This is a genomic window from Georgenia sp. Z1491, from assembly GCF_057652395.1.
Window position 1 is genome coordinate 2,504,835 of sequence record NZ_CM172729.1, and the last position, 24,581, is coordinate 2,529,415.

The window sequence follows — 24,581 nt, forward strand, 5'->3', positions numbered from 1 at the left end:
TGGTGCTCCTTGACGTTTCTGGGCGGCCGCTCAGGCGGCGTTGACGTGGGTGTCGGGGTCGATCAGCACGTCGTCACCCTCGATGGCGAGGGCGTAGACGGTGACCGGCACCGTGGCGGGCAGGGAGGTGGGACGGCCGGTGCGCAGGTCGAACGCGGACCCGTGCTTCCAGCACTCGAGCGCCCCGTCGAACACCTCGCCGTCGGACAGCGAGATCCGCTCGTGGCTGCAGGTGTCGTCCAGCGCGTGGAGACTGCCGTCCTCGTCGCGCGCGAGCGCGATGCGTCGCTCGCGGCCGTCCTCGCCCGACGCCGTCACGAGCGTGACGTCGCCGGGTTCGAGGTCGGCCGCGGAGGCGACACGGGTCATGCTCACGCGCTGCTCGCCATCGTGAGGTCCAGCTCGGCCTCGATGGCCTTCGTCAGTCCCTCCTCGACCTCGGGCACGCCGATCTGCTTGATGAGCTCGGCGAAGAAGCCATGGACGACGAGCCGGCGGGCCTCCTCCTCGGGGATGCCGCGGGCCCGCAGGTAGAACAGCTGCTCGTCGTCGAAGCGTCCGGTCGCCGAGGCGTGGCCGGCCCCCTCGATCTCACCGGTCTCGATCTCGAGGTTCGGCACCGAGTCGGCGCGCGCCCCCTCGGTGAGGACGAGGTTGCGGTTGAGCTCGTAGGTGTCGGTGCCCTCGGCCTCCTTGCGGATGAGGACGTCCCCCACCCACACCGAGTGCGCGCTCTCGCCCTGCAGGGCGCCCTTGTACGTCGCGTTCGACTTGCACGACGGCACCGCGTGGTCGACGAACAGGCGGTGCTCCTGGTGCTGGCCGGAGTCCGTGAAGTACAGGCCGAGCAGCTCGAGGTCACCGCCGGTGCCCTCGAAGCGGGCGTTCGTCGAGACACGCACCACCTCGCCGCCGAGCGTGACGACGACGTGCTTGACCGTGGCGTCCTTCGCGATCTGGATCGCGTTCTCCGACAGGTGGATCGCGTCGTCGTCCCACTCCTGGAGCGTGACCAGGGTGACGTGCGAACCCTCGGCGGCGTCGAGCGTGAGCCGCTCGCCGTACGTGGCAGAGCCGGTGTGGCGCACGACGACGATCGCGCGGGAGTTCGCCCCCACCTCGACGACGACGTTGCCCCACACGAGGTCCGAGACCGAGGAGCCGGACAGGCCGAGCATGACCGGGCGGTCCAGCTCGGTGTCCGCCGGCACGCTGACGAGCACCGTCTTCCCGCCGTGCTCCGCGGCCGCCGCAGCGGGCCGGTCGCCGGGCAGGATGCGGGTGCGTCCGCGGGCGTCCTCGGCCGAGATCTCGGTGAGGGTGACGCCGTCGGGCAGCTCGGTGTCCCAGGCCAGCCGTGCGGAGCTCGGCTCCGCGGCGAGGATCTCCTGGAGGGAGTCGACGGGGGTGAACCGCCACTCCTCCTCCCTGCCGGTGGGCACGGGCAGGTCGGCAAGGTCGAACGACGCGGCTCGGGCGGCCCGCGAGGCCTCGGGGACGACCCCGTGGCTGTGCGCGTCGTCGGCGCGCGCCTGGGAGTGATCGACGATCGGGGTGGCGGTCATCAGCCGACGCTTCCTTCCATCTGCAGCTCGATGAGGCGGTTGAGCTCCAGGGCGTACTCCATGGGCAGCTCACGGGCGATGGGCTCGACGAAGCCGCGGACGATCATCGCCATGGCCTCCGTCTCCTCCATGCCTCGGGACATGAGGTAGAACAGCTGCTCCTCGCTGACCTTGGAGACGGTGGCCTCGTGGCCCATCTCCACGTCGTCGACGCGGACGTCGACGTACGGGTAGGTGTCGGAGCGCGAGACGGTGTCGACGAGCAGCGCGTCGCACAGCACGTTGGACTTGCTGTGCGCGGCGCCCTCGAGCACCTGGACGAGCCCCCGGTAGGAGGCGCGACCGCCGCCGCGGGCCACGGACTTCGAGACGATCGAGCTCGAGGTGTGCGGCGCGAGGTGCACCATCTTCGAGCCGGTGTCCTGGTGCTGGTCGGCGCCGGCGAAGGCGATCGAGAGGGTCTCGCCCCGGGCGTGCTCGCCCATGAGGTAGACCGCCGGGTACTTCATCGTCACCTTGGAGCCGATGTTGCCGTCGATCCACTCCATGACGCCGCCCTGCTCGACCGTGGCGCGCTTGGTGACGAGGTTGTACACGTTGTTCGACCAGTTCTGGATCGTCGTGTAGCGGACGCGGGCGTCCTTCTTGACGATGATCTCGACGACCGCGGAGTGCAGCGAGTCCGACTTGTAGATCGGCGCGGTGCAGCCCTCGACGTAGTGCACGTAGGAGCCCTCGTCCGCGATGATCAGCGTCCGCTCGAACTGCCCCATGTTCTCCGTGTTGATGCGGAAGTAGGCCTGCAGCGGGATCTCGACATGGACGCCCTTGGGGACGTACACGAACGAGCCGCCCGACCACACGGCGGTGTTGAGCGAGGCGAACTTGTTGTCCCCCGGGGGGATCACGGTGCCGAAGTACTCCTCGAAGATCTCCGGGTGCTCCTTGAGCGCCGTGTCCGTGTCGAGGAAGAGGACGCCCTGCTGCTCCAGGTCCTCACGGATCTGGTGGTAGACGACCTCGGACTCGTACTGGGCGGCGACACCCGCGACGAGCCGCTGCTTCTCGGCCTCCGGGATGCCCAGCCGGTCGTACGTGTTCTTGATGTCCTCCGGGAGGTCCTCCCAGCTCGTCGCCTGCTTCTCCGTGGACCGCACGAAGTACTTGATCAGGTCGAAGTCGATGCCGGACAGGTCCGCGCCCCACTCGGGCATGGGCTTGCGGTCGAACAGGCGCAGCGCCTTGAGCCGCAGCTTGCGCATCCACTCGGACTCGTCCTTCTTGTCCGAGATGTCGCGCACGACGTCCTCGGACAGGCCGCGGCGCGCCGCCTGTCCGGCGTCGTCCGAGTCGCGCCAGCCGTAGCCGTACTGACCGATGGACGCGATCGTCTCTTCCTGGGTCAGCTGCTCCCGGGCGGGAGGTGTTGTGGTGGTCATCGAGGTCCTTCCGTGCCGACCGGTGTCGGGTGGGGGTTCTGACGTGTGGGAAGTGCCAGTGGCACGTGGGTGGTGCACATGTAGCCGCCGCTCGCGAGGGTCGCGAGCCGCTGCACGTGGACACCGAGGAGGCGGGAGAACGCACGCGTCTCCGCCTCGCAGAGCTGGGGGAACGCCTCGGCCACGTCCTGCACCGGGCAGTGCCCCTGGCAGAGCTGGACGGCGATCTCGTTGTCGCCGACCTTGCGCACGGTGGCGGCGTAGCCGTCGGCGGTCAGCGCCTCCGCGAGGGCCTGCACGCGCTCCGCGCCCGGGCTGGTGCCCTCGAGCTGGTCGGCGTAGCGGCGCTCGAGGTCGCCGACGCGCCGGTCGGCGAACTCGTCGGCCGCCTCGGCGCCGGCCTTCTCCACGAGGAAGTCGAGGACCTGCCCGGCGAGGTCGGAGTAGGCGTCGGTGAACTCGGCGCGGCCGGCGTCGGTCGCGACGTAGTGCCGGGCGGGACGGCCGCGGCGCGGGGTCGTCGTCCCGGGGTTGCGCTGCACGGTGATGAGGCCCTGGGCCTCCAGTGCGCCGATGTGGCGGCGCACGGCGGCCGAGGTGAGCTCGAGCTCGTCGGCCACGTCCGCGGCGCACACCGGGCCGTGCTCGAGCACGAGCCCGAGCACGCGGTCGCGCGTGGAGGTGTCCTCGCCCCCGGTGGTCGGGTGCAGCGGTGGGCTCGCCTGCGTCATGCGTGCCTCCCTCTGTCGATGTCACCGACGAGGGGCCCGAAGGGGCTCGTCCTGGAGCGGCGGGCTGCCGCCCGAGGTCGCCGATGAATTACACACAGTATGCGTTGCCTAATGGGGGTCGTCCAGCAAGGTTCGCCTAACCTGGGGGAGCGTTCGCGGGCGGCTCAATGGGCCTGTGACCAGGCACACCACGCTGGTGGGCGGGGTCCGGGAGGGTGTCGTCGAGGAGTCTGTGACGTGGGTCGCGGGGGCCTGTGGGCGGGTGTGGGGACGGTCGTGGCGGCTGGTGTGGGGGCTGGTGCGGGGGCGGTAGTGGCGGCTGGTGTGGGGGCTGGTGTGGGGGCGGAAGTGGCGGCGGGTGCGGCGGCTGGTGTTGGGGCGGTAGTGGCGGCGGGTGCGGGCACGTCGATCAGCCGGTGATCGGCGAGGCCGGTCCGGTTCGCCGACGTCCTCGACTCGCGCCGATCCCGCCGAGGCAATCAGGTAACCGTCGAGACAGGGCCCCGCGGGGGTTGACTCGGCACCTACCTCACTGACTCGGCGCAGGGCAGGCCAGGGCAGCGGCCGGTGCAGGTAGGCGCGATCCGCCCGGTGGGGTGGCGGCGTGGCCTCCGCACCGAGGACGCGGTCGAGGTGCCGAGGACGCGGTGTCCCCGCCGAGGACGCGGTCGATGTGCCGAGAGCACCGACGGCGGCCCTCCACTCGACACCCAGCTCGTCATCTCGGCGACACACCGCGCCCTCGACGCCGGTGCAGGCTCGATCAGCCCGGAACCGGACAGCCAACCGTTGCAGGCTCGCGCAGCCCGGAACCGGACAGCCAGCCGGGGCGCCGTCGCCGTTCGGCCGAGCTCCTCGCCGTCGACGGGCGGCCGAGGTCCTCGCCGTCGACGACAGGCCGAGGTCCCCGACGATGACAGGCCGAGGTCTCCGACGACGACGAACGACCCACGCCCGCGCACCTCTCCCCCCCGGGCCCTCGCCGATCCCTCCTCCCGGCACTCAGGTGTACCCGAGTGCGTGCTTTGCGGCCGCGTGCTGCTCCGCAACGACGGGTGTGAGCTCGGTCCGTCCGAGGCTGGTCCGGTCCGTCGCCCATCTCGGGAAGGAGCCCGTGAGGGTGGCCGCGGCCTGCGCGGCAGCGCCGAGGGCGACGTACTCACCGGGCGAAGGGACCTCGACGGGCACGTCGACCAGGTGCGGGAGGACCGCACGCAAGGCCCGGTTGTCGGCCGCCCCTCCGCTGAGCAGGAGCCGGTGGACGGGCACGCCGAGGCGGGCGAGGGCCTCGAGCATGACGACCTGGCTGGCGAGCATGCCCTCGAACGTGGCGCGGGCGAGGTTGGCCGGCGTGAGGTTCTCCAGCGTGAGGCCGTGCAGCGAGCCGCGGGCTCCCGGGAGGTTGGGGGTCCGCTCCCCCGTGAAGTACGGCAGGAGCGCGAGTCCGTCCGCGCCCGGGGCGGCCTCCAGCGCGAGGTCGGCCAGCGCGGCGTGGTCCAGTCCGAGGAGCCGCCCCACGACGTCGAGGTTCCGCGCCGCGTTGAGCGTGGCCGCGAGCGGGAGGTGGTCGCCGGTGCAGTCGGCGAAGCTCGCGTGCACCCGCTGCTCGTCCTGCACCGGGCGGTCGGTCCGGGCGTAGACGGTGCCCGAGGTCCCCAGGGACATGACGGCGTCCCCGACCTCGAGCTGCAGCGCGAGTGCCGCGGCGGCGTTGTCGCCCGCGCCCACCCCGATCGGCAGTCCCGCAGGGATGCCCGGGAGGCCCTCCGCGGTGGTGCCCGCGGAGTCGGTGGGGCCGAGCACGCGGGGCAGGACCGCGCGCCTGCCCAGGGCGAGCTCGAACAGCTCCAGGTCGTAGTCCTCGGTGGTGCCGGACCAGTAGCCGGTGCCGCTGGCGTCGGAGCGGTCCGTCGTCAGCGCCTCCAGGTCTGGGTCGTTCGGGCCGAATCCGCGCAGACGCCACGTGAGGTGGTCGTGCGGCAGGGCGACCGCGGCGGTGCGCGCGGCGTTGTCCGGCTCGTCGTCCCGCAGCCAGCGCACCTTCGTCACCGTGTACGAGGGCAGGAGCGCGAGCCCGGTGCGCCGGACCCACTCCTCCGGCGGGAGGTCCTCGTGCAGGGAGTTCACGGCGGTGTGGGAGCGGGTGTCGTTCCACAGCAGGGCGTCGCGAACCACCTCGCCGCGCTCGTCGAGGCAGACCATGCCGTGCTGCTGGGCGCCGACCGAGATCGCGGCGACGTCGTCCAGACCGCCGGCATCCTCGACCGCCGCCAGGAGGGCGTCCCACCAGGCGTTCGGATCGACGGCGGTGCCGTCCGGGTGCGGGGCCCGCCCCTCGCGCACGACCTCACCGGTGTCCGCATCGACGACGAGGACCTTGCAGCTCTGGGTCGAGGAGTCGACCCCCGCGACGAGCGTCATGGCTCACCTTCCTCAGGGATCATGCTGGCTCGACCATGGTGGCACCGGGCAGGCCGCCGCGCAGCGGGCGGTCGGCGCAGCCCGGGCCGGCGGACGGGCACCAGGTACACCGGCACCCCGAACTACCCTGAGCCGGTGCCCGACTCCCCCGCCGCGCTCGAGGTGCGCGAGCTCCGCCGCGCGTACGGCGGCCGCCCCGCCGCCGACGGCATCGACCTGACGGCGGCCGCCGGTGAGGTCACGGCCCTGCTAGGCCCGAACGGGGCGGGCAAGACGACGACCGTGGAGTGCTGCGTCGGTCTGCGCCGACCGGACTCGGGGACGATCCGCGTGCTCGGGCTCGACCGGTCCGACCCGGCGTCGGCCGCGCCCCTGCGCGAATTCGTCGGCGTCATGCTCCAGGACGGCGGCCTGCCGATGGCGCCGCGCGCCGGCGACGTCCTCACCCACGTCTCCCGGATGTACGACCGTCCCCTCGACCCGGGTGAGCTGCTCGAACGCCTCGACCTCACCTCGTCCGCCCGCACGCCCGTGCGGCGCCTGTCCGGCGGTCAGCGCCAGCGGCTCGCGCTCGCGTGCGCCGTCGTCGGCCGGCCCCGGCTCGTGTTCCTCGACGAGCCCAGCGCCGGCCTCGACCCCCGCTCGCGCCGGGAGACGTGGGCCCTCGTGCGCGAGCTGCGGTCCGACGGCGTGGCGATCGTGCTCACCACCCACCTCATGGACGACGCCGAGGAGCTCGCCGACCAGGTGGTCGTCGTCGACGCCGGGACCGTCGTGGCGACCGGCGCCCCTGGTGAGCTCGCCGGGCACTCGCTCGTCGACGCGTTCGCACCCGACGGGCGCGCGGGGGCGGACTGGGCCCGCGACCTCGCCGCCGCACTCGCGGCCGCCGGCCGGACGGACCTCGCGGAGGCCACCGCGCCGGCACGGGACGGCGCCGCCGCCCGCGTCCTGCTCGCGCCCGGGACGCACGGGCCCGACGCCCACGACGTCGCCGCGGTCTCCGCCGCCGCAGAGACGACCGCCGCCGAGGTGACCGGGAACGCCGCTGCAGAGACGGCCGCCGCCAGGGCGAGCGAGGCGACGAGGGCGGGCGGTTCGACCGGGGCGGGCGACGACGCCGCCGAGACGGCCGCCTCGGCCGGGCCGGTCGAGACAGCCACCGCCCGCGCGGGCGTCGAGATCGTCGCGGGCCGGCGCACGCTGGAGGACGCGTTCCTCGAGCTCACCGGTCGCTCCCTCTCCCCCTCCCCCGACCCGGAACAGGCCGACGGCGCCTCGCCGCGCCGTCGCCGGAGGTCCCGGTGAGCCCCGCGGTGCGCCGGGCCCTCGCGCAGGCCCGGTTCGACACGGTCGGCACGCTGCGCAACGGGGAGCAGCTGCTCCTCACCCTGCTCATGCCGATCGGCGCGCTCGTCGCGCTCGTGATGACCGACGTCGTGGCGCTCCCGGTCTCCGGCTCCGGCCAGGAGCACGGCGCGGCCCTCAGCTCTGCCCTTGCCCTCGCGATCAGCGCCGCCGGCCTGCCCTCGGTGGCGATCGCGCTCGCCTTCGACCGCCGGTGGGGCGTGCTGCGGCAGCTCGCCACGACCCCTCTCGGTCCCCGCGGCCTGCTCGCCGGGCGTGCGGGTGCGGTGCTCGCGCTCGTCGTGGTCCAGGTGGTGCTGCTGACCGCCACCGCGCTCGTCGTCGGGTGGCGCCCCGACCTCGGGAGCTGGTCGGTGGCCGTGCCCGTCGCCCTGCTCACGGTGCTCCTGGGAACGGCGGCGTTCACCGCGTTCGGCGTCGTCGTCGGCGGCACGCTGCGGGCCGAGGCCGTGCTCGCGATCGCCAACACCCTGTGGGTGCTGCTCGCTGCCGGCGGCGGGGTCCTCGCCCCGACGTCGACCTACCCGGCCTGGTGGGGCGCGATCGTCTCGTTCACCCCGTCCGGCGCGCTCGGCGAGGCGCTGCGCTCGCTCGCGACCCCGGGCGCTCCGGACTGGCTGTCGGTCGCGGTCCTCGCGGCGTGGGCCGTGGTCCTGCCCGTGGTCGCGGCGCGCGTGGTCCGCTGGGAGGAGTAGTCCCCGCGTCGGACGGGGCTCAGGCCGGGCTCAGCCGGTCGGTGGGCAGCGCGAGCTCGACGGTCTGGGTGAGGTCGACAGCCTTCGCCACGTGTGCGGTCATGTCCTCCATCGCACGGGCGACGACGACCACGTCGCGCCGCAGCTCGACGACCCGGACGGCCACGCGCTCGCCGTCGACGTCGAGCAGCCAGTCCTCGGCGAGCCAGGACAGCCCGGCCTCCTCCAGGACGGCCTCGGCCTCGTCGAGGTCCATGGCGTCCCCCCGCCGGCGGTGGAACCGGTCGAACGGTACGAACTGCCCGTCGTCGGTCATGCCGATGTATCCGACGTGCTCGCCGTCGGCGCCGCGGACGTGGTCGAACACCGTCAGGTCGGACATGCCGGCTCCGCCGGTCGCGTACTGGCTCACCGGCCCGACGCTAGCGACGTCACGCCGACGAGCAAGGTTTTTCGCCTGCGACCGGACGTAGTCTGGAGCGGTGAGCGCAGCACCCCCCACGGATCCCGTCCCCACCAGGCGTCTCGGCGGTGGCGGCCCGGTCCGACCCGGGCGCCGCGACCTCGTCTCCCCGCTGACCTGGTGGGTCGCGGTGGCCAACCTCGTGTGCCAGATCGGGATCATCGTCACCGGCGGTCTCGTCAGGGTCACGGGCTCCGGCCTCGGCTGCTCGACCTGGCCGATGTGCGAGCCGGGCGAGTTCACCCCCGTGTTCCACGAGGAGACGAGCTACCACGCGTTCATCGAGTTCGGGAACCGCACGCTCACCGGGGTGCTCGGCATCGTCGCGCTCGCGCTGGTGATCCTCGTGTGGCGGACCGAGCCGACGAGGAGCCGCCCGCGCCGCCTGCACGCGCTCGCGCTCGTGCCGCTGATCGGCGTCGCGCTCCAGGCCGTCATCGGCGGGATCACCGTGCTGCTCGACCTCCACCCCGCCGTCGTGGGCCTGCACATGTACGTCTCGCTCGGCCTCGTGGCGTTCTCGACCTACCTGCTCGTGCGGCTGGCCTCCCCGGACACCGAGCCGCGGCGCCTCCTCGATCCGCGTACCCGCGGGCTCCTCAAGGTGCTCGTCGCGCTCGCCGCCGTCATGACGGTCCTCGGCACCGTGGTCACCGGGGCCGGCCCGCACTCGGGCGACGACACCCACCCCTACCGCTGGGCGCTGGACCCGCTGGCCATCACCCGCGTGCACGCCTGGGCGGTGTACGCGTTCACGGCCGTCCTCGTGGTGGTCACGTTCCTCATCACCCGACGACGACGCGCGGAGCCGGCCCTCGGGCGGGCCGTCACGGCGGCCTGGACGCTCGTGGCCCTGACCGTGGCCGGCGCAGTCACCGGCATCGTCCAGCACGCGACCGGCCTGCCGGGCGCCCTCGTCATCCTCCACATGCTCATCGCCGCGTTCGTCGTCGGTGCCACGACGTGGCTGTGGGCGTCGACCGTCGACCGTCCTGCTGCTGATGTACCCGTTGCAGCGCGAGCCGGCTCGTCGGGCTGAGCCGGGCCGCAGTCACCCCGGCGGGGAGTCCGCCCCCGGGGCGCCGTCGGTGGCCCCCGCCGACGCCCGATAACCTTCCCAGCATGACGATCGAGCACGAGGCGTTCCGCGGCGCCGACGGCAGCGCGGGCGTGCTCCTGCGAGCCGACTCAGCCAGCGGCACCCGGTTCCTCACCTGCTTCGTCGAGCCCCGCGACGCGCTGTACCGCGTCGCCATCCGGGTCGTCCACCCGGGCAGGCCGAGCGAGTGGACCTCGCTGGAGATGGCCGACCACGTCGGCGGCACGATCGCCACGCTCGGCGCGCGCGAGGTCGCTCCCGGCTCGATCCCCAGCTACGCCGACATCCTCGTGGTCGAGGAGCTCGTCGCCTCCGGCGAGGACACCGTGCGGTGGGACCGGCTCGACGAGTCCACGCTGGGCACCGTGCCCGCCGCGGTCGAGCGGGGCCCGGAGGCCGAGGTCGACGACCTGGACGGCACACCGATCACGGCGACCCCCTACGCGCTCTCCATCGACGGGCAGCCGACGTACACGTTCTGGGTCGCGGACGGCCGGGTCGTCGTCTCCGACTGGTCCGGGGCGATGAGCTACCGGGTCGCCGACCTCGAGGCGGCACTCGTCGGCTCGAGCAAGGACGTCGCCACGCACGCCGAGGCGTGGGTCCGGGGGCCGGGCAGCCGCTGACGGCGGGCTCCCGTGACAGCCGCGTCGTCTTAAGGGCCGGTGTGCGGCGAGGTCCGACTGAGAGAGCGCCAGCGGCCGAACCACTGTGATGGGATGAAGGCCAACATCAATCGGATGAGTTTTACTCCGCCGTCGACACGATGTGCAACACAATCGACCCGCACCCGTCACATCTGTCGCACGAACCGCATCGATGCAGGCACGACCGGAGCGGCGCCACGCAGCGAGATCGTGCGCCAGGCGTTTGTCTGTCCTATGTCATACTATGTTCGATCGACGATGAGGTCGAGGCGCAGTGACAAGAAGGAGTGGTCCCGTGATCATCAGCAAGATCGAGCACATCAGCCTCCGCGTGCCGGATCTGGAGGTGGCGGTCGAGTTCTACGAGAGCCTCTTCGGGCTCGTCGAGATCGCGCGCAACGAGAACGGGGTCTACCTCGCCACGGGCAAGTCGCCGACGTTCGACGTCCACCTCACCGAGGGCGCGAACCGGCTCGACCACTTCGCGTTCGGCGTGCGCAGCGCGGAGGCGCTCGAGGAGGCGCGCACCCGCCTGTCGGCCGCCGGCGTCACGTACCAGGACAGCGGAGCCATCAACGATCCGGGCCTCGACGACGGGATCATCCTCTCGCTGCCGTCCGGCCACGTGATGGAGCTGGTGCTCGCCGCGAACCCGCGCACCTTCGTACCGAACACGGACGCGCCGGCCGCCCATCACCGTGTCACGGGTCCCATCCCCCTCGAGCACATCACGCTGCTCACCTCGAGCATCCGGCCGGTCGTCGAGTTCCTGGTGGACACCCTCGACTGGAGGATCTCCGACTCATGGCAACCCGGCGAGGGGCAGCCATGGCGCAACACATGGATCCGGGCAGGAGAGCTCCATCACGACCTTGCGTTCCTCTATTCCGAGTCCGAGACGCCCGAGCTCCACCACTTCTGTTTCGCGGTGCCGTCCGTGCAGGACATGGTGCGGGTCGCCGACGCGCTCGGGGCGCGCGGCATCCCGCTCGACGCCTCGTTCGGTCGTCACATCGCGGGCAACAACGTCTTCCTCTACTTCAAGGACCCGTTCGGCAACCGGTGCGAGGTCAACACCGACATGGCGCGGATCGACCCAGCCGCGCCGCCGAGAGTCTCGCGCACGAGCTTCCCTTTCGACGCGTGGCAACAGAAGCGACCGGAGGCGCTCGTCGCCGGCTCACCCGTGCGGGACGGGCGATCGTGAGCCCGGGCAGGATCGTGGACGGCGAACGGGGCGTCCAGCACGGACGGATCCCGTGGTACTCTCGCGCGGAGCTCGACGATGAACAGATCGGGGTCTACGAGTCCATCGTCGGCGGACCGCGAGCATCGACCTCGGCCTTTCGGCTGACGAACGACGACGGTCGGCTGGAGGGCCCGTTCAATGCGATGCTGGTTGCTCCCAGGCTCGGATCGGTCCTGCAGGAGCTCGGCGCCGCGATCCGCTACCGCACGTCGCTGTCGAACCGCGAGCGCGAGGTCGCCATCCTCGCGCTCGCGGCTCTGCGCCGCAGCGACTTCGAGTGGTACGCACACGAGCGAGTGGGGCATGCGGCCGGCCTCACCCACGAGGAGATCGCGGGGATCGCCGACGGCCACGCGGTGGACACTCTGTCGGTCGCGGAGCGACTCGCGCATGACGTCGTCGGCGAGCTCGCACGTGAGCGCGACCTGTCTGACGAGCGGCATGCCGAGGCACGCGAGACGCTCGGACTCCAACGGCTCGCAGAACTCGTCACTCTCGTCGGCTACTACGACACGCTGTCACTGTCGCTGACGGTCTGGCGGACACCGCTGCCGGAGGGCGAGCTGTCTACCTTCCAGCAGGACTGACCACGGGCTCGTCTCGTCGCCCTATCGGAGACGGACGAGCTTGAGCCGCAGCAGGTCGTCGTCGATGACCTCACGGGTGAAAGCCACCTTCTCGTTGGTGTCGCTGTAGTGGACCTCGTGCAGCGCCAGGTACGGCTGCCCGGGCCGGACGGGCAGCGCACGCGCCGCGTGCTTGGCCGGCGGTGCGACCTGGGGCACGAGCTCGACGACCGAATGGTCGATGGTGCGACCGGGCCAGTGCTGACTGAAGTCGAAGATAGTCTCGGCCTGGTCGGGCCAGCGCCCCTCACCGATCGCCTCGAGCGTCGCTGGTGCCACGTGACTCGCCGGCACCTCCTGGAGAAGGAGTACCGCAGGGCGCCCCGCCGCGAAGATCGTCTTCTCGTTGAGGACGACCGCCGCATCGTCGCCGAGCCCGAGCGCAGCAGTGGCGTCGTCGCTTCCCTTGTCGACGAGCGCATAGGTCTGCTCGACCCGGACGTCGTCGTGCCGCGACTCCAGCAGACCCTTGAAGCCGATGAGGCGATTGAGTGTGATGCAGTCCCGACCGACGTGCGGCCGAAGCGTCGTCCCGCGTCCCGGTGTGCGACCTATGACGCCGAGCAGCTCGAGCGAGTGGAGCGCGCCGCGCACGGTGGTGCGACTGACTCCGAGCTGCAGCGCGAGCTCCGGCTCGCTCGGCAATCGGTCGTTGGGGAACGTGCGGTCGAGGATCGCGGTAAGCAGGGTCCGCGAGACCTCGTCGGAGAGAGAACCGCGCCCCACCCGCGGAAGTGCCGCCGGCAGCTCGGTCCCGGCGCCGGCCGTCGCACTCGAGCTGTTCACCTGAAGACCTCCATGCCACGTTGGTTCTGCCCCTTGGACCGCGTCGTCCGGCGAGCGGCCGCCGTCGTCCCGCACGGAACGGGGCGTACCGACCGGACCGCACGAACGGTCATCACGGGATGCATGGCATCGTAACGGTCACGGAATGAGCCCGCCGTCAACCCGGAGCACCTGGCCGGTGATGGACCCGGCTGAGGCGGAGGCGAGATAGACGTACGCGTCCGCTATCTCCTCGAGCGTGGTGCCGCGTGCCATGAGCGTGCGTTCTCGCAGACGTTGCTCGAGCGCCCCCGCGTCGTCGATCAGCGGTCTGCTCGCCTCCCCCGCACCGTCGGACAGTCGGGTCGGCACCCCGCCGGGCGCAACGGCGTTGACCCGCGCGTGAGGCGCCAGGTCGCGCGCGGCCGCCCGGCACAGTCCGAGCAGAGCGTGCTTGGAGGTCGGGTACGCCAGGCCCGAGCCGTTTCCGCGCACGTCGAACGCGGCGTCGGAGAGCGTAAGGACAGCCGCTCCACGCGCGGCCACGAGTGGCCCGCTCGCCGCCTTGAGTGCCAATGCATACCCGATGACGTTGACCTCGAGCACAGCACGGAACCACCGATCGAACTCGTCGATGGAGCCGTCCGTCAGCCGCCGTCCCCCGTCATGAACACCGGCGTTGGCCACGAGCACGTCGAGCCTCCCGTCCGGCGCCGCCGCCACCACGGCCGCGAGATTGTCGGCCGCGGACCGGACGTCCCCCGTCACCGCCTCCACCGCGTCGGTCGAGCCCTGGGTGCGGTCAAGAATCGTCACCCGGTCCCCGAGCGCGAGGAACCGATCGACGACCGCGGCGCCGATGCCCGACGCACCGCCCGTGACAAGGACATTGCGTCCGGTCATCCGTGTAGCACCCGCCTTCGCGACAACATTCGTCCACTCCTACAGAACCGCGCTTACGCGACCGGCATCTCGATCAGCAGCTTGCCGGTCACACGGCGTTCGGACAGCAGGTCGAACGCCTGTGCGCTCCCGCTCAGCGGCAGGGTTCGCAGGTCGAGCGAGATCACGCCATCGAGGACCGCATCCCAAGCGCCCTTGAGCGACTGCGCGGACTCCTCGGCAGTGGTGGTGCTGCCGCTCGTGCCGAACACTCTGAGCCCCTTCCGGTAGAGGGCGCCGAGATTCCATCTGCTGTGCTCGCCGGCGAGGATGCCGTACGTGACGATTCGCGCACGCGGAGCGATGACAGCCGCAAGCTCGGCGACATAGTCGCCACCGAGGGGGTCGAGCACCACGCTGACGTCGGCCCCGCGCAGGAGAGACGCTAGCTCGGAGCCCTCGCGCGCCAATACGGTCTCCGCGCCCAGACCCTCGAGGTAGGGGATCTTGTCGGCGTTCCCCGTGTGCGCGAGGACCAGCGCGCCCACCTGTCGGGCGAGCTGGACGGCGTACGTCCCCACCCCGCCCGTCGCGCCCAGGACGAGGACGACGTCCGACGGGCCGACTTCCGCCAGCTGGTGAACGGCACGCCAGGCGGTGCGCCCCGCGACACCGAGGGTGGCGACCGTCGCCAGGTCCGCGTCGGTCGGGAGCGCACGCACCGCAGCGGTAGGCGCGACGACGAACGGGGCGAAGGTGCCATCCCGACCAGCACCCAGGCCGGCACCGGAGACCTGGACGGGCTCACCGTCGACGTAGCCGGTCCCCTCGGCGCCGAGGGTAAGCACGCGATTCGGGTTACCGATCTCGCCGCGCAGCACCTGAAGGTCGAACGGGTTGACCGACGCGTACCTGAGCTCGACGAGAACCTCGCCATCGCCCGGCGTCGGCTCTTCGACTTCCGCGACCTCGGCCTCTCCCGCGGCCTTTCTCCTCAGCGCCAGCACCGCACCCTCCGATTCTCACAAGCCCTGCTTTGGCTTACACTGCGTACTATGTCATACAATTCTGCACATGCTGACGGCGGTGTCGCGGTCGTCAGCGGTGGTGCCGCCGGCCTCGGCCGTGCGTTCGTGCGGTCGCTCCTGCGCTCCGGGCATGACGTGGCCATCCTCGACGTCGCCGATTCTCCGGAGGACCCGAGAGGCGCAGATGACTCCACGGTCGGAAGACTGCTTTGCCACGTCGGCGATGCGACCGACCCGCAGGTGATCGCCAAGTTCGTGACCCGGGTTCGCACCGAGCTCGGGTCGCCCCGCGTGCTCGTCAACAACGTGGGCCTGTCCCCCTACCGGGCGTTCGCCGAGGAGACGCTCGAGGGCTGGCGCCAGGTGATGGCGGTCAACGTCGAGTCCGCTGTACTGCTCAGCCACGCACTGCTGCCCGACCTCCGTGCCGACGGTGCCGGCCGCATCGTCAACATGAGCTCGAGCGTGGTGTGGGACGCCGAGAGCCGATCGATGGTCGCGTACGCGGCCGCGAAGGCGGCCATCGTCGGCCTCACGCGCGCGCTGGCGACCGAGCTCGGCCCCGACGGCGTGACGGTCAACTGCCTTGCACCGGGCATCGTCCTCACGCCCGATGTCGAGGGACGCCAGGGCTCTGCCCGACTCGAGCGCTACCGCGAGCGACAGTCCATCAAGTTGATCGCCACCGCGGACGACCTCACGAGCAGCCTCGACTTCCTCGTCTCGCGACGCTCCGGTCACGTCACCGGGGTCGTGCTCGGGATCAACGGCGGGCGGGTGTGGCTGTGAGCCTGTCTCCGTCGGGACTGCGCGGGGTGGACCACATCGGATTCACCGTCCCCGACATCGATCAGGCAGCCACGTTCTGGTGCGACATCCTCGGCGCGATCGAACTGTTCCGGCACGGCCCCCATCCTCAGTCCGAGAGTGCTGAGCGCCAGTTCGGCCGTCCGGCAGACAGCCACGTCATCAAGATCGCGATGCTCCGACTCGGCCCGACGAACATCGAGCTGCTCGAGATCTCGTCACCGTCCGCACGGCGCACTCCACTGCGTCCTGACGACGTCGGCGCCCACCACGTCGCGCTCTACGTCGACGACCTCGATATCGCCGTAACGGCAGCCCTGGCCCTCGACGTCGATGTGCTCGGCGAGCCGATGCCGCTGCCCGGACCCGAGTCGGGCCCGGACGCACGGTTCGTCTTCCTCCGCTCACCATGGGGACAGGTGTTCGAGCTCGTCTCCTACCCCGGGGGCAAGAAGTGGCAGCGGGGCGGCGGCGCAGAGCTGCACGATCCGCGCAACCTGCCGCGCCTGGAACCCAGAACCAGGGCGGCCGAGTCACGATGACGACCGTGTGCACTCGTCTTCGCGTGCGCCCCGCGGGTCGTCAGGACGGACTGTGCACGGCCAACTCGCACTGATCCCGACCCATCAATGATGCCGCCGACCCATGGATCGACCCGTTGAGACCCGACAGCGGTGCGCCGCTACCGCCCCAGCGCTCAGCGATGATAGCGGCCCCGATCGAGAGGACTCTCTCCTCGGAGGTCCGTCCGCCGAGATCCAGCCCGACCGGTGAACGCAGCGTCCGCAGGTCGGTTTCGGAGACGCCCATCGCCCGCAGCCGTTCGTTCCGGTCGACATGCGTGCGGCGACTGCCGATGACGCCCATGTACGCGGCGTCCGTGGCCAGCGCCTCTGCGACGAGCGGAATGTCGAACGTCGGGTCGTGCGTCAGCACGCACAGGACGGTCCTCGCGTCGATGTCGGTCGAGGCGCCAGACATTCGTGCGGCCGCTCGAAGGCGATATCGTTGGCGTCGGGAAAGCGTATACGGGTGGCGCACACGGGCCGGGCGTCGCACACCGTCACGTGGTACCCAAGGAACTTCCCCAGACGCACGAGCGCGCCGGCACAGTCGGTCGCTCCGAAGACGATCATCCGGGGTGGCGGTGCGTAGAGTCGGCGAAGACGGTCACTTCGCCCGTGTGCCCCTCGCCGTGCGCCTCCTGACAGCGGAGGTAGAGGTCACCTTCGACACAGCCTCCTGAGACGCTGCCTACCACCCGGCCCGACGTATCGAACGCCATCGACGCACCGGGCCGTCGGGTGAGGACTTCCAGGCCTCGACCACGGTGGCGACCGCGAACGGTTCCGTCCAGCCCCGGATCACCTTGAGCATGTCCCTCATCCCTCAGCTCCTTCCCATCAGGGCCGACCCCGCGGGCACGGTCGGCGGGGTGACGATCACCGACCGCCGAGCGAGGCGTGGCCACCGGATCCGCGTCGTGTCAGATGGTGACGATGGAGACGTCGACCACCGCGCACCGGCCGGCGCGGACCTCCCCGATCGCGTCCAGGAGGGCGGCCCTGAGCCGGGTCGGGTCGTCGACCTTCTCACCATGGGCGCCGCAGGCGCGTGCGATCGCGGCGTAGTCCGGCGGACCCGCGATCACTGTGCCGCTGAAGTCCTGGTGCCCCACCGAGGCACCCCCCGGGAACAGTCCGGTGACAGGCAGCTTCGCCGCACGATATCCGTGATTGTTGAAGATGACCGTGAGGAAGGGACTACCAGTGTCCCGCGCAGTCCACAGTGCCGCGACCGGCGAGCTGAAGACGAAGGAGCCGTCACCGCACAGCGCGACGACCTCCCGCTCGGGCTCCGCGAGCTTGACGCCCATGGCGGCACCCAGCGCCCATCCGAGGCCGGCGGCGCCGATCGCATAGATGGTGTGCAGGCGCTCCCTCGACACGTGCTCGCGGACCACGGCGTCGTTCGTCGTGACCTCCTCGAGCACGACAACCTCCGGATCGAGGACCTCGTTGATGGCGTTCGCAAGGACCACGGGCGTGATCGGCCGAGCGGACTGCTCGCCGGCGACCAGCTCCGCCCGGCGTGCCACCCGGTCCCGCTTCATGGCGGTCAGAGCCTCGCCGCGCTCGCGCCAGCACACGCGGCTGTCGTCCGCCGCCACCTCGTCGACCGCCTCGAGGAGCTGCCAGAGGGCGCGCGAGCTGTCGGCCTGGATCGGCAGGTCGACCCGGAACCCGTAGCTGACCATCGAGGCCTTGACAGGGTCGAGGTCGATCTGGACGACTCGCGCATCCTGCGGCGGCTGGCGGATCGTCGGGACCCACGGGACCTCGACGTCGACGAGGAGAACGAGGTCCGCGGACCGTAACAGCTCGGTCGAGGTCTCGTCGTCCTCGACGTAGTGGTCGTCGCTCGAGGGCAGGTTGACGTACTCGCGCGCGTCGATCAGCGGCGTCCCGGTGAGCGAGACCAGTCGCGCGACCGCCTCGGCGGCACCGGTCCTGCGGCCGAGCCGCCCGGTGACGATCACCGGCCGTTCGGCCTCTGCGAGCCACCGCGCCGTCGTGGCGATCGCGTCCCCGCAGGCGGCCGGAGGGACGGGCGCGCGAAGCCGCTCGGGCGGAACCACACGCACGCTTTCGATTGGCGCCATGAGAACCTCTCGAGCGACGGTCATGTACACCGGGCCGGCCGGTTCGCTCCGCGCAACCTGGAACGCCCGCGGGACCAGGCTCGGGAGCACCTCGGGCATGGTCAGCTCGTCGGCCCACTTGACGTAGCCGCGGACGATGCCCGCCTGGTCGATCTGGTCCTGCTGCCAGTGAACAGGGATCGACCGGCCCCCGGGAAGCTCGCCCTCGAGTGTCCGCGGCGACGTCCCTGCCATGATGACGACGCCGCTGTTGCCCCGCTGCGCGTTGTGGAGCATCGCTCCCAGGCTCTGCGTGCCGACGTCGACGTGCACGAGCACGACCTGCGGGCGCCCTGTCCGCAGCCAGTAGCCCTGCGCCGCCGCGAGCGCCACGCGCTCGTCCGGGCACAGCTGGATGCGGGGTGCGGGTATGCCGCGCTCGCGGAGCGCGACGGCAGCCTCCTGGACGGGCGCGGTGTCGGTCCCGGGATTGACGAAGATCCAGTCGACCCCCTGCGCCGCCATCAGCCGCAGCAAGGCCTCCGCACCGTTGCATGCCTCGAGGATCTCGTCCTCGCGAGGGCGCGCCTCCACCTGCGTCGCCTCGACGGTCATGTGCTGCTCCTTGTTCGAGTGTGGTCGGATGTGATGGGGCCGGTCAGACGAAGCGGGTCACTGCGATCGACTTGAGCTCGAGGAACTCCTCCACGCCGGCAGTCCCCCACTCACGTCCGACTCCGCTGTGCCGCACTCCGCCGAACGGCATGTCGGCCGCCGTCGAGAGCCCCCCGTTGATCCCCACCATCCCGGCCCGGATCCGGGACGCGACGGCGCCCGCACGTTGCTCGTCCGAGCTCCAGACGTAGGCGGCCAGGCCGTAGCGCGTTCCGTTCGCGAGCCGCACCGCGTCGTCCAGGTCCTCGTAGGGCTGCAGAGCGACGACCGGCCCGAACACCTCCTCCTGCACGAGCGAGCCGTGCTCCGGAGCGTCCGCGACAAGTGTGGGTCGTACGAAGTAACCAGGGCCGACTCCCGGTTCCGAGCCGCCGACGACGGCGCGTCCGCCCTCCGTCAGGCCTTCGGACACGGCGGCAAGCACGCGGTCGCGGTGGAGGGCACTGACGAGCGGTCCCATGAAGGTGCCCCCGTCCCACGGATCGCCCACGGTGACCGACTCCATCCCCAGGGCGGCGAGCTCGACGCACTCGGACAGCCGCGCGGCGGGTACGAGGAGGCGGCTGGGCAGGATGCAGCTCTGACCCGTGTTGAAGCAGCCGAGGGCCGCGGCGAGCGGGACGACCTGTTCGAGGTCGGCGTCGTCGAGTACGATGCTCGGGTTCTTGCCGCCCAGTTCGAGGTGCACCTTCTTGACCTCGCCGGCGGCCGCGGCCATGACCTTGCGGCCGGTGGCTGTCGATCCCGTGAAGCTGATGGCATCGACGCGCGGGTCGGCCGTCAGCCGGGCACCCAGCGAGTGGTCCGAGGAGTTGACGATGTTGAGCACGCCGGCCGGCAGGTCCGTCTCCTCCGCCGCGAGCCTCCCGACGAGCGCGGGGACCCAGGGGGTGTCGGGGGCGGGCTTGAGCACGACGGCGTTGCCGGCCGCAAGTGCCCCGGCGACCTTCGCCATGGCGATGTCGAGCGGTATGTTCCACGGCGTGATCGCTCCGACGACCCCCAAGGGTTCGCGCTCGATGCGCCTGCCCTGGACGACCGGTCCGCGAGCGTCGTCCGGCATCTCGGTGGTGTCCGTGACGCTCTCGGCGAGCCGGGCGATGTGCCGGATCTTGTCCGGTACGGGGTCGACCTGGACTCCCGCAGCCAGGCGGACGGGCGAGCCCAGCTCGGTGACGAGGGCCTCGCGCAGTGTGACGATGTGCCGGTCCATCGCGTCGGCGAGCTGCTCCAGGCAGTGCCGACGGAAGGGGCCGTCGGCACTCCACGAGTGCGTGTCGACGATCCGGCGCGCCGCCTCAGTCGCACGCTCGAGATCCGCCACGCTGCCGTCGGCGACCTGACCGACCACCTCTCCGGTCGCCGGATTCACGTTCTCGAACCTCTCGCCCGACGAGGACTCCACAAGCTCACCGTCGACGAGGAGGCGTCCCTCGCCGTCCGTGGCGGGCCGTCCCGACGACTGCTTGGGCATCGGGCCGAGGATGCCGAGCAGACTCTCGGTCAGCGAGTTTCGGCGGGTGCGGGCGTACGTGTCACTGGTAGCCATGGTCGTGCGATCTCCGATCGTCGGGTTCACGCGTGTGCTATCTCGGGTCCGCCGTGCCTGCGGGCACGAGGCGCGCGGAGATGCGTCCGAGCGCTCGCCGGAGCAGACCGGCCGCGGCGTCGAGCTTCCACTCGTTGCCCGGCAGCGGGTGTCCTCTCGCCAGCCAGGACGTTGAGATCTGCTCGACGTCGTCCCCCGCGGCCAGCCCTGCGTCGAGGATCCGCGCCTCGACGTCCGGCAGGCGGAGAGGGGTCGGCGAGATCGACCCGACCACCACCCTCGCATCGGTGATCGCGCCGGAGCTGGACAGCTCGCACGAGACGCAGACCGAGGCGATGGCGAAGTCGCCTGTATAGAGGTCGAGCTTCTCGTAGACGCTCACCCGTCTGCGCGCGGCCGCGGGCACGACGACCTCCGCAACGGCCTCGCCGTTCGCGAGCCGCGTCTCCCCCGGACCGCTGTAGAAGTCCGCGACCGGCATGGTGCGTCGAGAGCCGGCGCATACGAGGACGACCTCGGCATCCAGCGCCGTGAAGGTCGTGGCGAGGTCCGACGGTGTGACGGCCTGGCAACGGTGGGCGCCGACCGCTGCGTGGTAGAAGCGGTGGTCGCCCTGGACGGCGTAGCACGGGCAGGCAGCGCCTCCGCGCTTGTAGCACATGAAGCCGCTGCGGTAGAACCAGCACCGCTTCTCCTGGCAGAGATTGCCCGCCACGGTCGCCATGTTCCGAATCTGGGGTGACGCGATCCGCCGCACGGTCTCGGCGAGGACGCCGTCCCACCCCGTCCCCTCGGCGTCCACGAGCCGGGACAGCGGGACGGTGCCACCGATGCTCACGCCCCCGTCCGGCGTGTCGCGCACGCGACCGAGCGTCGGGATGAGCGTGAGGTCCACGAGGGTGCCCATGGACTGCACGCCCTGACGCTGCCCCGGGACCAGGTCCGTGCCTCCGCCGATTGGACGGCTCCCCTTCTGCGCGAGGGCCGCGACGGCAGCCGACTCGTCGGCGGGCGCCACGACCTCCTCGGCACCGACGGGCTCGACGGGCCGGGCAAGTTTCGTGCCCCACCGGTGCAGCAGCTTGTGGACGCCGTAGGGGTACGCGGCCCGCATCGCGGCGATCTGCCAGCGGTCCGGCCGCCGCCACAGGTGGTAGCTGCGCCTGGGCCGGTCGGTGGACCGCCAGGCCCGAAGGACCTTGTCGGGGGTGAAAGGCGCAGACCGGATACGCGCGCCGGTCGCGTGCGCGATCGCATTGCCGACGGCGGCTGTCGTCGGTACGAGCACGATCTCGCCGATGCCCTTGGCACCGTACGGCGCCTTGTTGTCGCCCTCACCGACGAAGTGCACGCCGATCGGCGGGACGTCTGCGGAACGCGGGAGGGGGTAGTTGAGGTACTGCCCGTTGGCCATGCGGCCTCCCTCGTAGATCAGCTCCTCACCGAGTGCGGCGCCGATACCCATGACGACGCCCCCGACCACCTGGGACTCCGCGAGGAGCGGGTTGAGGATGGTCCCGGAGTCGTGGACCGACACCATGTCGACCACGCGGACCTTGCCGGTGTCCCGGTCGACGTCCACCTCGACCGCCTGCGCCGCGAATGAGTAGGCGCCCGAGATGTTGCCGGTTCCGGTGTGCCAGTCCATCTCCTCGACGTCAGCGACGTACTCCTCTGTGACCGACAACGTTCCGAGCCGTTCGGTCGCTCGCAGCAGGTCAGTGATCGTCGTGGTCCGGCCCGGCCCGACGATGAGTCCGTCGTCGAACTGCACCAGATCACGGGGGGCCGACCACAGGGTCGCGGCGCGGTCGCAGAGGGCGCGGACGGCACCGCGCGCCGTCGTCGAGACGGCGTGCCCGCTCATGTACGTGCCTCGGCTGGACCACGCCCCGAGGTCGACCGGGGTGCGGTCGGTGTCCATCATGAGGACCTGGACCTGCTCGATGGGCACGCACAGCTCGTCGGCGACGATCTGGCTGAGCAACGTGCGCTGGCCGGTGCCGGCGTCGGCGCCGCCGAAGGCAAGGCTGACCCGACCGTCCATGTCGATCTCGACGGTGGCACTGCTCGTGTTCGCGTGCGGGTACACGTACGCCCCGGAGACCTGGATCGCGCAGGCGACACCGACGCCGCGCCCGTCCCCGCCCGAGCGTCGCTTCTCGTCCCAGCCGATCGCCTCTCGCGCGGTCTCCAGGCATTCGCGCAGCGCCACAGATCCCAGCTGGTACCCCACCAGGGTCGTATCGCCGGCCTGGTTGACGTTCCGCAGGCGGAAGTCGATCGGGTCCATCCCCAGCTTCTCGGCGAGCTCGTCCATCTGCGACTCGATGGCGAACGTGGCCTGGGGGTTCCCGTAGCCCCGGAACTGCCCGCCGGGGTGGCGGTTCGTGTACACAAGGCTCGCCCCGAGGTCGATCCGCGGGATGCGGTACAGCGAGCCGACGATGCCCGTCCCGGCGCCCATGACGCTCGGGCCGGAGTGGTTGAACGCCCCGTTCTCGACGACGAAGTCGGCCTCCCGGTGCGTGAGTTTGCCGTCCGCGGTCACCGTCGTCGTCATGTCGATCTCGAACAGGTGTCGGCTCTTGGTGGTCCGGAACTCTTCGTCCCTGCTGAGGGCGAGTCGCACTGGGGAGCCGGTCTTCATCGACAGTCCGGCGGCGATCGCCTCGTACTCGGAGATCTTCGACTTCGAGCCGAAGCCACCGCCGACGGCGACCTGGTGGACGACCACCTGATCCGGGCGCAGACCGAGCACGTGCACGAGCTCCTTCTTGACGAAGTACGGCGCCTGGGACGAGACCCAGACCTCCAGCTGCTCGGCCGTCGAGTCCCACGAGGCGACGATGCTGTTCGTCTCCATGTTCGCGTGGTTCTGCCGCGGGAAGACGTAGTGCCCCGAAACGGAGACGTTGTCGGGCGCCGGGGGCACCGGGGTCCCGAGCTCCTGGCGGAAGGCGAGCGCGACGTTGCCGTCGGCGTGCTCGTGGATCTGTGGAGCGTTCCTCGCCCTGGCCGAGTCGAGGTCGGTGGCGGCTCGCAGGTGTTTGTAACTCACACGAAAGAGGTCGAGCGCCGCCCGTGCCTCGTCGGCCGTCCTCGCGGCGACGGCCGCGATCTCCTCACCGACGTAGCGCGTGACGCCCGGGGCGAGGACGTGCCGGTCCGACAGGGGCGGGCCGTGATGGATGTACTTGCGGTCAGGCAGATCACCGGGAAGCAGGACGTCCACGACCCCGGGCGCCCGAAGCACGCGGCTCACGTCGATATCGAGGATCCGGGCGTGCGGGTGGGGGCTGCGCAGCACGGCGGCGAAGAGCGTGCCCTCCAGGCGCACGTCGTCGGCATAGATCGCCTGTCCCGACGTCTTCGCCTGCCACTCGACGTTGGGGACGCCGGTCGCGAGCGAACCCGCCCGCCTCGTCCCGATGCTCATCGGTCCTCCCTCCAGGTGCGGTCCGCGTGCGGGACCGACTCGTCGGCGCCGGCTCCGTTCTCCGCGTCGCGGAGTGCGCCGATGATTCCCTCGTACCCGGTGCAGCGGCAGATGTTGCCGGACATACGGTGGCGGAGCTCATGGGAGTCGGCCGGCAGCCCCTCCCGGAGCAGAGCGGTCCCGGTGACGATCTGACCCGGCGTGCAGAACCCGCACTGGAAGGCTGCCCTCCGCGCAAAGCACGTCCGGAGTACCGAGCTCTCGTCGGCGAGCCCCTCGACGGTCTCTACCTCCCCCCTCACCCTTCGCGCGAGAAGGATGCAGGAGTTGACCGGTCGTCCGTCGACGAGAACGGTGCATGCGCCGCACTCCCCGCGGCCGCAGCCCTCCTTCGTCCCTGTAAGGCCGAGCTGCTCCCTCAGGAGGTCGAGCAGTCGGAGGCCCGGAGCGAGCCGGGTCTCGTCGATCTCGATCGCGCCGTTGATTCTCATG

Annotated in this window: 23 protein-coding genes and 1 pseudogene; 8 read left to right on the plus strand and 16 right to left on the minus strand. The window is 71.2% G+C overall.

Annotation, left to right across the window (positions count from 1 at the left end; genetic code table 11):
- Positions 1 to 30 precede the first annotated feature (30 nt).
- The 5 genes from AC24HA_RS11540 to AC24HA_RS11560 all read right to left on the minus strand — a co-directional run bounded on the left by AC24HA_RS11540 (position 31) and on the right by AC24HA_RS11560 (position 6,156).
- Positions 31 to 369, minus strand: a complete 339-nt coding sequence (locus tag AC24HA_RS11540) for a non-heme iron oxygenase ferredoxin subunit (protein ID WP_425709731.1) — start codon at positions 367 to 369, stop codon at positions 31 to 33.
- A 2-nt stretch (positions 370 to 371) separates the two neighbouring features.
- Complete coding sequence (sufD, locus tag AC24HA_RS11545; protein ID WP_425709701.1) at positions 372 to 1,565, minus strand: Fe-S cluster assembly protein SufD; 1,194 nt, start codon at positions 1,563 to 1,565, stop codon at positions 372 to 374.
- Positions 1,565 to 3,004 (minus strand): Fe-S cluster assembly protein SufB, encoded by a 1,440-nt coding sequence (sufB, locus tag AC24HA_RS11550; RefSeq protein ID WP_425709702.1) that lies wholly within the window; start codon positions 3,002 to 3,004, stop codon positions 1,565 to 1,567. Before sufB ends, sufD begins: the two co-directional genes overlap by 1 nt.
- A complete protein-coding gene (locus AC24HA_RS11555) occupies positions 3,001 to 3,735 on the minus strand; it encodes a helix-turn-helix transcriptional regulator (RefSeq protein ID WP_425709703.1) in 735 nt (244 codons plus the stop codon). Before AC24HA_RS11555 ends, sufB begins: the two co-directional genes overlap by 4 nt.
- 1,002 nt (positions 3,736 to 4,737) lie before the next feature.
- Entirely contained in the window at positions 4,738 to 6,156 is a 1,419-nt protein-coding gene (locus tag AC24HA_RS11560) for an FGGY family carbohydrate kinase (RefSeq protein ID WP_425709704.1), read from the minus strand.
- 135 nt (positions 6,157 to 6,291) lie between these two features.
- Between AC24HA_RS11560 and AC24HA_RS11565 the strand changes: the two genes are divergently transcribed.
- Together AC24HA_RS11565 and AC24HA_RS11570 are read left to right on the plus strand one after the other, a co-directional pair.
- Positions 6,292 to 7,464, plus strand: a complete 1,173-nt coding sequence (locus AC24HA_RS11565; protein ID WP_425709705.1) for an ABC transporter ATP-binding protein — start codon at positions 6,292 to 6,294, stop codon at positions 7,462 to 7,464.
- On the plus strand, positions 7,461 to 8,219 hold the full coding sequence (locus AC24HA_RS11570) for an ABC transporter permease (protein ID WP_425709706.1): 759 nt from the start codon (positions 7,461 to 7,463) through the stop codon (positions 8,217 to 8,219). The genes AC24HA_RS11565 and AC24HA_RS11570 overlap by 4 nt, the downstream gene beginning before the upstream one ends.
- Before the next feature lie 19 nt (positions 8,220 to 8,238).
- Here AC24HA_RS11570 and AC24HA_RS11575 read toward each other — a convergent pair whose 3' ends face one another.
- Positions 8,239 to 8,631, minus strand: a complete 393-nt coding sequence (locus AC24HA_RS11575) for a serine/threonine protein phosphatase (protein ID WP_425709707.1) — start codon at positions 8,629 to 8,631, stop codon at positions 8,239 to 8,241.
- A gap of 70 nt (positions 8,632 to 8,701) precedes the next feature.
- Here AC24HA_RS11575 and AC24HA_RS11580 point away from each other — a divergent pair, with 70 nt between their 5' ends.
- From AC24HA_RS11580 to AC24HA_RS11595, 4 genes are all read left to right on the plus strand, one after another.
- On the plus strand, positions 8,702 to 9,721 hold the full coding sequence (locus AC24HA_RS11580) for a COX15/CtaA family protein (RefSeq protein WP_425709708.1): 1,020 nt from the start codon (positions 8,702 to 8,704) through the stop codon (positions 9,719 to 9,721).
- Positions 9,722 to 9,804: 83 nt separating this feature from the next.
- Positions 9,805 to 10,407, plus strand: coding sequence for a hypothetical protein (locus AC24HA_RS11585; RefSeq protein ID WP_425709709.1), 603 nt, complete (start codon positions 9,805 to 9,807; stop codon positions 10,405 to 10,407).
- A gap of 316 nt (positions 10,408 to 10,723) precedes the next feature.
- The gene (locus AC24HA_RS11590; RefSeq protein ID WP_425709710.1) at positions 10,724 to 11,635 is read left to right on the plus strand and encodes a VOC family protein; all 912 of its coding nucleotides are present in this window, start codon (positions 10,724 to 10,726) and stop codon (positions 11,633 to 11,635) included.
- Positions 11,632 to 12,264, plus strand: a complete 633-nt coding sequence (locus tag AC24HA_RS11595; RefSeq protein ID WP_425709711.1) for a carboxymuconolactone decarboxylase family protein — start codon at positions 11,632 to 11,634, stop codon at positions 12,262 to 12,264. Before AC24HA_RS11590 ends, AC24HA_RS11595 begins: the two co-directional genes overlap by 4 nt.
- Before the next feature lie 21 nt (positions 12,265 to 12,285).
- Here AC24HA_RS11595 and AC24HA_RS11600 read toward each other — a convergent pair whose 3' ends face one another.
- The 3 genes from AC24HA_RS11600 to AC24HA_RS11610 form a co-directional block, all read right to left on the minus strand.
- Positions 12,286 to 13,089: a GntR family transcriptional regulator gene (locus tag AC24HA_RS11600; protein ID WP_425709712.1), complete on the minus strand. Its 804-nt coding sequence runs from the start codon at positions 13,087 to 13,089 to the stop codon at positions 12,286 to 12,288.
- A 138-nt stretch (positions 13,090 to 13,227) separates the two neighbouring features.
- Entirely contained in the window at positions 13,228 to 13,971 is a 744-nt protein-coding gene (locus AC24HA_RS11605) for an SDR family oxidoreductase (protein WP_425709713.1), read from the minus strand.
- A 53-nt stretch (positions 13,972 to 14,024) separates the two neighbouring features.
- On the minus strand, positions 14,025 to 14,957 hold the full coding sequence (locus AC24HA_RS11610; RefSeq protein WP_425709714.1) for a quinone oxidoreductase family protein: 933 nt from the start codon (positions 14,955 to 14,957) through the stop codon (positions 14,025 to 14,027).
- 48 nt (positions 14,958 to 15,005) lie between these two features.
- Here AC24HA_RS11610 and AC24HA_RS11615 point away from each other — a divergent pair, with 48 nt between their 5' ends.
- Positions 15,006 to 15,767 carry an SDR family NAD(P)-dependent oxidoreductase gene (locus AC24HA_RS11615; RefSeq protein ID WP_425709715.1) on the plus strand — a complete coding sequence of 254 codons (762 nt, stop codon included), beginning with the start codon at positions 15,006 to 15,008 and terminating at the stop codon, positions 15,765 to 15,767.
- Positions 15,764 to 16,327, plus strand: a complete 564-nt coding sequence (locus AC24HA_RS11620; protein WP_425709716.1) for a VOC family protein — start codon at positions 15,764 to 15,766, stop codon at positions 16,325 to 16,327. Before AC24HA_RS11615 ends, AC24HA_RS11620 begins: the two co-directional genes overlap by 4 nt.
- Positions 16,328 to 16,367: 40 nt before the next feature.
- Here AC24HA_RS11620 and AC24HA_RS11625 read toward each other — a convergent pair.
- The 7 genes and pseudogenes from AC24HA_RS11625 to AC24HA_RS11655 form a co-directional block, all read right to left on the minus strand.
- Positions 16,368 to 16,933: pseudogene (locus tag AC24HA_RS11625) on the minus strand (XdhC family protein); the annotation flags it as partial.
- On the minus strand, positions 16,918 to 17,070 hold the full coding sequence (locus tag AC24HA_RS11630; protein WP_425709719.1) for an XdhC family protein: 153 nt from the start codon (positions 17,068 to 17,070) through the stop codon (positions 16,918 to 16,920). The gene AC24HA_RS11630 and the pseudogene AC24HA_RS11625, both read right to left, overlap by 16 nt.
- Complete coding sequence (locus AC24HA_RS11635) at positions 17,040 to 17,171, minus strand: hypothetical protein (protein WP_425709732.1); 132 nt, start codon at positions 17,169 to 17,171, stop codon at positions 17,040 to 17,042. Before AC24HA_RS11635 ends, AC24HA_RS11630 begins: the two co-directional genes overlap by 31 nt.
- Positions 17,172 to 17,271: 100 nt before the next feature.
- Positions 17,272 to 19,041 (minus strand): thiamine pyrophosphate-requiring protein, encoded by a 1,770-nt coding sequence (locus tag AC24HA_RS11640; protein WP_425709720.1) that lies wholly within the window; start codon positions 19,039 to 19,041, stop codon positions 17,272 to 17,274.
- A gap of 43 nt (positions 19,042 to 19,084) precedes the next feature.
- Positions 19,085 to 20,650, minus strand: a complete 1,566-nt coding sequence (locus tag AC24HA_RS11645; RefSeq protein ID WP_425709721.1) for an aldehyde dehydrogenase family protein — start codon at positions 20,648 to 20,650, stop codon at positions 19,085 to 19,087.
- A gap of 37 nt (positions 20,651 to 20,687) precedes the next feature.
- Positions 20,688 to 24,089 (minus strand): molybdopterin cofactor-binding domain-containing protein, encoded by a 3,402-nt coding sequence (locus tag AC24HA_RS11650; RefSeq protein WP_425709722.1) that lies wholly within the window; start codon positions 24,087 to 24,089, stop codon positions 20,688 to 20,690.
- Complete coding sequence (locus AC24HA_RS11655; RefSeq protein WP_425709723.1) at positions 24,086 to 24,580, minus strand: (2Fe-2S)-binding protein; 495 nt, start codon at positions 24,578 to 24,580, stop codon at positions 24,086 to 24,088. Before AC24HA_RS11655 ends, AC24HA_RS11650 begins: the two co-directional genes overlap by 4 nt.
- Between the last annotated feature and the right edge of the window lies 1 nt (position 24,581).